We start from the raw sequence: 6,654 nt of genomic DNA, 5'->3' as shown, positions 1-6,654 counted from the left end.
CGGCCCTCCGGGGCGGGATCGGCAAGGCCGCTCCGGTGCACCCGGACCTCCCTGGCTTGCCAGGACGGGGCAGGGGTGAGGGAGGATGGCAGGAGCCGTCCGAAGGGAACTTCACGTGAGCATCGACCCGTCCTCGATTCCGAATTTCGGGGGCCAGCAGCCCGAGCCGCAGCCGAGCGGGGGCCCGGCCGGACCGGTCGTCCCTGACCAGGACCTGGTCAAGCAGCTTCTGGACCAGATGGAGCTGAAGTACGTCGTCGACGACGAGGGTGACCTCGCCGCGCCGTGGGAGGAGTTCCGCACGTACTTCATGTTCCGCGGAGAAGCGGAGCAGCAGGTCTTCTCGGTCCGCACGTTCTACGACCGGCCGCACTCGATCGACGACAAGGTGAAGATCCTCGAGTCGATCGACGACTGGAACCGCCGCACCCTGTGGCCCAAGGTCTACAGCCACACGCACGACGACGGCACCGTGCGCCTGATCGGAGAGGCGCAGATGCTGATCGGCACCGGCGTCGCGCTGGAGCACTTCGTGTCCAGCACGGTCAGCTGGGTGCGGGCCTCGATCGAGTTCGACAAGTGGCTGGTGGACGCTCTCGGCCTGGAGAAGAACGCCGAGACCCCCGAGGAGCCGAAGGAGGACTGACCTCCGCTCCAGGGGCCGCGTCGCGCGGTCCCGTCGCGTTTCCCGGTGGCCCCGGGCGGCACCCGCCGCCCGGGGCCACCGGCTTGCGCGGGGCTCACCAGCCGGACCGGGCCGTGGGAGGTCCGTGGGAGGTCCGGCGCCGGGCAGTGTCGTACCCCTCTGCCACGATCCACGCATGGGATTCTTCGACGACCTCGTCCTTGCGGAGGAACCAGCCGCCGAGCGTGCCGAGTTGGTCCGGCTGGGGCCTCCGGGTGAGGACGAAGGGCGGTACGCGCCGCCCGCCGAAAGGTTCGCACCGGCGCTGCTGTCGCAGCTGGAGGTGGCCGGCGCCGGCCACCGCACCCGCGTGCTGCTGACCGGCTGGTCGCTGTGGCCGCGCTCCGCCACCCTGCACCTGTCGGTCTTCCGGAGGATCCGCCTGCAGGACGCGGCGAACAAACGGCAGTCCGGTCTCCGGGTCGGCCTGCTGTTCTCCGACGGCCGCCGAGTGACCTCGCTGGACGGCACGGTCGAGCGGAGGATCGAGTTCACCGACCACCAGGGACAGCCGCGCGTGGCGGCGACGACGCAGGCGGCCGGTCTCGTCCCGCTGGATCCGGGCCTGGGCCATGCCCGCCGGTCCCTCTTCAAGACCGATGTCGACCTCTATCTCGCGGAACTCCCACCGGCTGGCGAGGCGCAGCTGGTCGTCGAGTGGCCGGACGAGGGCATTGCCGAGACCCGCACGCCGGTCGACGTGGCGGCGTTGCACGCCGCGTCGACGCGAGCGGTCGAGGTCTGGCCCGGGCTTGAGCCGCCGGACCCCTCCACACAGCCGAGCGGGTTCACCTACATCGAGGGTGGCGGTCCGCCCGGCTTTCTCGCGCCGCCGCTGTCCTCGCACCAGCGTGAGACGCTGCGCCGCCAGGAGGAGGAACGCCGGCGCTACGTGCCGCGCGCCGACTGGCAGCGGGTGGGGTACGGGGACTGGGGCGACGCGGCGCTGATCCGGGCCCGCCTCGACGGCGGCGCACCGGCCGACGCACGCGTGGGCTGGGGAGGCAGAACCCCGTTGCACATGGCCGCGGAGGAGGGAACGGCGGAGGCGGTGGCCGTGCTCCTGGCACATCACGCGGAGGCTGACGCGCGCGACGACGAGGACCACACGCCGCTGTGGTACGCCGCCTGCAACGCGGACGAGGGCAGCGTCCGCGCGCTGATCGACGCCGGAGCCGATGTGTGGACGCCGCAGACGGGGCCCTGGTCGCCGGGCCGGTTGCTGCTGACCACGTCCCTCGCACCGCTCGTCGCGGACCTGCCGGGGGCGGTGGAGCTGTCCGCGGCGGAGACCGACGCCTTCCGGGAGGCGGACACCCTCATCGCGGCCTTCGGTGAGCAGCGTCTGTGGACGGAAGGGCTCGGCATCGCCTTCGTGCGTGGTCTGAGCGAGGAAGAGGTGATCCGGCGGCTGGGCGCCGACCCCGACCGCTGCCCGACGGCGGACGAGGAGCACGCTCCGTTCGATCCCTTCGACCACGACGAGTCCCTCCGCTACGTGGGCGTCAAGAGCGTGCCCGGTGACCCGGGCGGCTGCGTGATCACCCAGGGCGGGTTCATGCCCGGTGACGACGCCGTACTGCGGGCGGTGTCACCGGCCACTGCCGCGTACGGGATCTACTTCAACCCCAAGGGCGGGTCGTTCGGCACCCTGGCCCGCGACGGCGAGATCCTGGAGCGCGAGGAGATCGGCCTCCGGCCGTTCGAGTCGGATCCGCCCGCCCACTGGCACTTCCGCTTCTGGCAACGCCGCCACACGTACCCCCACTACGCCGACACCCTCGCCTACGCGTGCGCCGCCGCCGGTGTCCGGCCCCGCGACGGCCGGGAAGCGGCAGACCGCGGCGCCCCGCGCCGCTGGGTGGCGCTGCCCTCGCGGCTACAGCGTTGAGGGCTTCCCTCCGTTCGGGGTCACTCAGCCGGGGGGCACCCTCGCCGAAGGCGTGCGGCGGCTTCCCGCAGCACGTCCGCACGCTTGCAGAACGCGAAGCGGACCTGGCCGCGGCCGACCTCCGGGTCGTCGTAGAAGACGGTGTTGGGGACGGCGACGACACCGCACCGCTCCGGCAGCCTGCGGCAGAAGGCCAGGCCGTCCTTCTCGCCGAGAGCCGCGATGTCGGTGGTGATGAAGTACGTGCCCTGGGGCTGGTAGACCTCGAACCCGGCCGCTCGCAGGCCGTCGCCGAGAATGTCGCGCTTGGCGCGCAGGTCGTCACGGAAGCCGGTGAAGTAGCCGTCCGGCAGGCGAAGGGCCTCCGCGATCGCGTACTGGAACGGCCCCGCCGAGACGTACGTCAGGTACTGCTTCGCCGTGCGGACGGCGGCGACCAGCGGCGCGGACCCGGTGACCCAGCCGACCTTCCAGCCGGTGAAGGAGAAGGTCTTCCCGCCGGAGGAGATCGAGACCGTGCGGTCGCGCATGCCCGGCAGGGAGATGAGCGGGATGTGCTCACCCTCGAAGACCAGGTGTTCGTACACCTCGTCCGTCACCACGATCAGGTCGCGCTCGACCGCCAGTTCGGCGATGGCGGTCAGCTCCTCCGGGGTCAGGACCATGCCCGTGGGGTTGTGCGGTGAGTTGAGGAGCAGCAGTCGGGTGCGGTCGGTCACCGCGTCCCGGAGTGCGTCGAGATCCGGGCGGAAGTCGGGAGCACGGAGGGTCAGGGGGACGCGGCGGCCGCCGGCGAGAGCGATGCCGGCCGCGTACGAGTCGTAGTACGGCTCGAAGGCGATGACCTCGTCACCGGTTTCCAGGAGCGCGAGCATCGTGGCGGCGAGGGCCTCGGTCGCTCCCGCGGTGACCAGGACCTCGGTGTCGGGGTCGAAGTCCAGCCCGTAGTGGCGCTGCTGGTGCTCGGTGACGGCCGTGCGCAGTTCGGGGACGCCGGGCCCGGGCGGGTACTGGTTGCCGCGACCGTCGCGCAGCGCCCGGACCGCTGCTTCGCGGACGGCTTCGGGACCGTCGGTGTCGGGGAAGCCCTGACCGAGGTTGATCGCTCCCGTCTTCACCGCCAGTGCCGACATCTCCGCGAAGATCGTCGTCCCGAAGCCGTGCAGCCTGCGGTTCAGCAGCGGCCTGTCGCCCATGTCCCCACCATCTCCTCGCGTACCCGGTGCCGGTCGTCCGAGGCCCATCCTGTCGGACGCGGACGCAGAGGTGCAGCACACGCGCAGGCCGCAGAACATCCTGCGCGAACCTCTGGTCTTGCTCAACTGGGCTTTGGCGTGGGCGGGGAGGGGGAATCTCCCGCTCACGTCCTGCACGGGGGGCGCGGAGAAGTCGCGACAGGAAGAGAAAACGCCATGCAAATGGTCATCGTATTCATCGCTCTGACGTTCGTCCTCGTCCTTGCGTTCGCCCTGGTCCTCGGCCTCGCCAGAGGCGGGCGGCGGCCCGCCGCCCGTACCCGGCGCTCAGCCGCCGGTGCGACTCCCTACTACGCCGCCGACTCGGGGAGCGGGGGCGGTGGTTCCGCCGGCTGCGGGCCGTCCTACGACGGGTCCGGAGGGTTCGGCGGAGGCGACGGGGGTGGCGGTGACGGCGGGGGCGGGTGCTGACGCGCGGGAGGGTTGCGGCACCTGGTGGTTGAACACCTGACCACCACCGCCCCCTCTGGTATGGAAACGCGGCCAAGATGGGCAAAAACACTGTGGACTTGGCGAGAACCATGATTCGGTGAGGTCGTATCCCGGACCCCACGTGGGCACGAGCCGGCGATTGCGAATCCCGAGGCCGAACCCGAGGGGTGGCCGGCCCACCCTCCACACGTGCTTGCGGAGCCGACCCATGCTCACCGTTCTCAAAACCGCCTACACCGACACCCGCGCCGGCGACCTCGCCTGGGCGCTCGGCCGCGAGCCACTGCCCTCACTCGCCACCCTCGACCTGGAACTGTCCAGTGCCCGCGTCCAGTTGCGCCTGCTGGGAGCCTCCCACCAGGTGTTGTTGGAGGAGGAGCAAGGCAGTTGCTCCGAGACGGTCGCCTGCATGCCCGGCAGCAGCAGCCCGCTGCCGCTTGGGGTGTCCAAGCGACTGGGCGCGTACGACTACGAGTTCGCGGCTCGCGTCGAGACGCTCTCCCGCGGTTCGTTCGCCGGACGCGCCCAGGAGTTGCTGGCGCTGGTCGCCGACCATCCCAACGGGCTGGCCGGCACCTTTCCCGGCAGCCCGCACGCCTTCACCGCGCTGCTCGTCCAACGGGTCCAGCAGCAGGTGTGCTGGCGCACCTGGCACTCGTACCCGCAGGAGGGTCGCATGGTCGCCACCCGCACCCGGGTGGGTGTGCGCGCCCTCCAGCAGATGGCAGCCTGACGCCCGCCCCGCCCCGCCTACCGGCCCGACCGCGGCCCCGACCCTGAACCGGCCACGGCCCGCGCCCGACGCCACGGAGGAGTACCCGGCGGGGAGGGTCGGCCGCGGCGCGACAATCCGACCGGTGTACGCGTCACCTACCCACATATGCCAACAGTCCACTCCTGTGGGTGACATGACCGAGGTTTAGCGTCACGTAGCGTTCACGCATGATCGACCAGCCCCTGGCGGGCCCGGTCGCACGGCCGGACGGGTCGTCCGTGGATCTGCCGGTGCGTCCCGGCCTGGGCCGCTTGCTCGTCCTCGCCTCGGTATTCGTCTGCGCCGCCTGCGGGCTGGTGTACGAACTGGAGCTGGTGGCGCTCGCCGCCTACCTGATCGGCGACTCCGTCACCCAGGCGTCCATCGTGCTGTCGGTCATGGTCTTCGCCATGGGCATCGGCTCGCTGCTCGCGAAGCGGCTGCGCTGCCACGCCGCCGTCGGCTTCGGCTTCATCGAGGCGCTGCTCGCCCTCGTCGGCGGCAGCTCGGCGATGGTGCTGTACGCCTGCTTCGCCTGGTTCGGCGAGTCCCGGATCGCGCTGGTCGGCTTCTCCCTCGCCATCGGCGGGCTCATCGGCGCCGAGATGCCGCTGCTGATGACGCTCATCCAGCGCATCCGCGCCCAGGATCCCGGCGGCGCGGTCGCCGACCTGTTCGCCGCCGACTACGTCGGGGCGCTCGCCGGCGGGCTGGCGTTCCCCTTCCTGCTGCTGCCGTTCTTCGGCCAGCTGACCGGCGCGCTGCTGGTGGCGGTGGTGAACGTGTTCGCCGGCGGTGTGGTCGTGCTGTGGCTGTTCCGCTCCGACCTCACCCCCGGCAGCCGGGCGGCGCTGCTGGCCGCCAACACGACCGTCGTGCTGCTGCTCGGCGCGGCAGCCGTCTTCGCCGGCAGTTTCGAGGAGGCGGCCCGCCGTGCGGTGTACGGCGGTGACGTGCGGGTCGCGGTGCACACCGACGTGCAGGAGGTGGTGCTGACCGAGACGTCCGACCCGGGGCTGCCCGCGCTGGAACTCTTCCTGGACGGGCGGCTGGCGGTGTCCAGCGCGGACGAGGCCCGCTACCACCAGGCGCTGGTGCACCCGGCGATGGCTTCCGGACGCCATGAGCGGGTGCTGGTGCTCGGCGGGGGTGACGGGCTGGCGGCACGTGAGGTGCTGCGGCACCCGGGCGTCCGGTCGGTGACGGTGCTCGACATCGACCCCGGCGTGCTGGAGTTGGCCCGGGACGATCCCCGGTTGAGCGCGCTCAACCGGCGGGCGCTGGACGACCCGCGGGTGTCCCCGGTCGCCGCGGACGCGTTCCGCTGGCTGCGGGAACGTTCCGACGTGCCACCGGCGGAACGGTTCGACGTGGTGGTTTCCGGCCTGCCCGATCCCCGCATCACCGACCACACCAAGCTCTACTCGCAGGAGTTCTACGGCCTGGTCGCACGGTCACTGCGCGACGGCGGACGGCTCGCGGTGCACGCCGGCTCGGTGACGGCCGACGGCCGGGACTTCTGGACGGTCGACGCCTCCCTGCGCGCGGCCGGATTCCGTCCGGTCCCCTACGCGGTGGACGGCCGGCTGTCGGGTGGGGGCGGCCCGGACCGCGCCCGGCCGCGGTCGGTTGAGCG

At 71.8% G+C, this 6,654-nt stretch carries 6 protein-coding genes; 5 read left to right on the top strand and 1 reads right to left on the bottom strand.

The window, feature by feature from the left end:
- The first annotated feature begins 115 nt into the window (after window positions 1-115).
- Window positions 116-646: a YbjN domain-containing protein gene (locus ACYVE9_RS12110; protein WP_461027804.1), complete on the top strand. Its 531-nt coding sequence runs from the start codon at window positions 116-118 to the stop codon at window positions 644-646.
- Between the two features lie 175 nt (window positions 647-821).
- Entirely contained in the window at window positions 822-2,576 is a 1,755-nt protein-coding gene (locus ACYVE9_RS12105; RefSeq protein WP_461027803.1) for an ankyrin repeat domain-containing protein, read from the top strand.
- A 20-nt stretch (window positions 2,577-2,596) separates the two neighbouring features.
- Here the strand turns inward: ACYVE9_RS12105 and ACYVE9_RS12100 are convergent, their stop codons facing one another.
- Window positions 2,597-3,772, bottom strand: a complete 1,176-nt coding sequence (locus ACYVE9_RS12100) for a pyridoxal phosphate-dependent aminotransferase (RefSeq protein ID WP_461027802.1) — start codon at window positions 3,770-3,772, stop codon at window positions 2,597-2,599.
- A gap of 222 nt (window positions 3,773-3,994) precedes the next feature.
- Here ACYVE9_RS12100 and ACYVE9_RS12095 point away from each other — a divergent pair, with 222 nt between their 5' ends.
- The 3 genes from ACYVE9_RS12095 to ACYVE9_RS12085 form a co-directional block, all read left to right on the top strand.
- Window positions 3,995-4,243 carry a hypothetical protein gene (locus tag ACYVE9_RS12095; protein ID WP_461027801.1) on the top strand — a complete coding sequence of 83 codons (249 nt, stop codon included), beginning with the start codon at window positions 3,995-3,997 and terminating at the stop codon, window positions 4,241-4,243.
- 229 nt (window positions 4,244-4,472) lie between these two features.
- Window positions 4,473-4,997: a DUF2617 family protein gene (locus ACYVE9_RS12090; RefSeq protein WP_461027800.1), complete on the top strand. Its 525-nt coding sequence runs from the start codon at window positions 4,473-4,475 to the stop codon at window positions 4,995-4,997.
- A 209-nt stretch (window positions 4,998-5,206) separates the two neighbouring features.
- Window positions 5,207-6,654: polyamine aminopropyltransferase (locus ACYVE9_RS12085; RefSeq protein ID WP_461027799.1), on the top strand; the 1,448-nt coding region annotated here is incomplete at its 3' end.

The sequence above is a fragment of the Streptomyces sparsus genome, assembly GCF_054776295.1.
The sequence above is the reverse complement of the archived record's forward strand: the minus strand, read 5'-3'. Positions and strand labels throughout refer to the sequence as shown.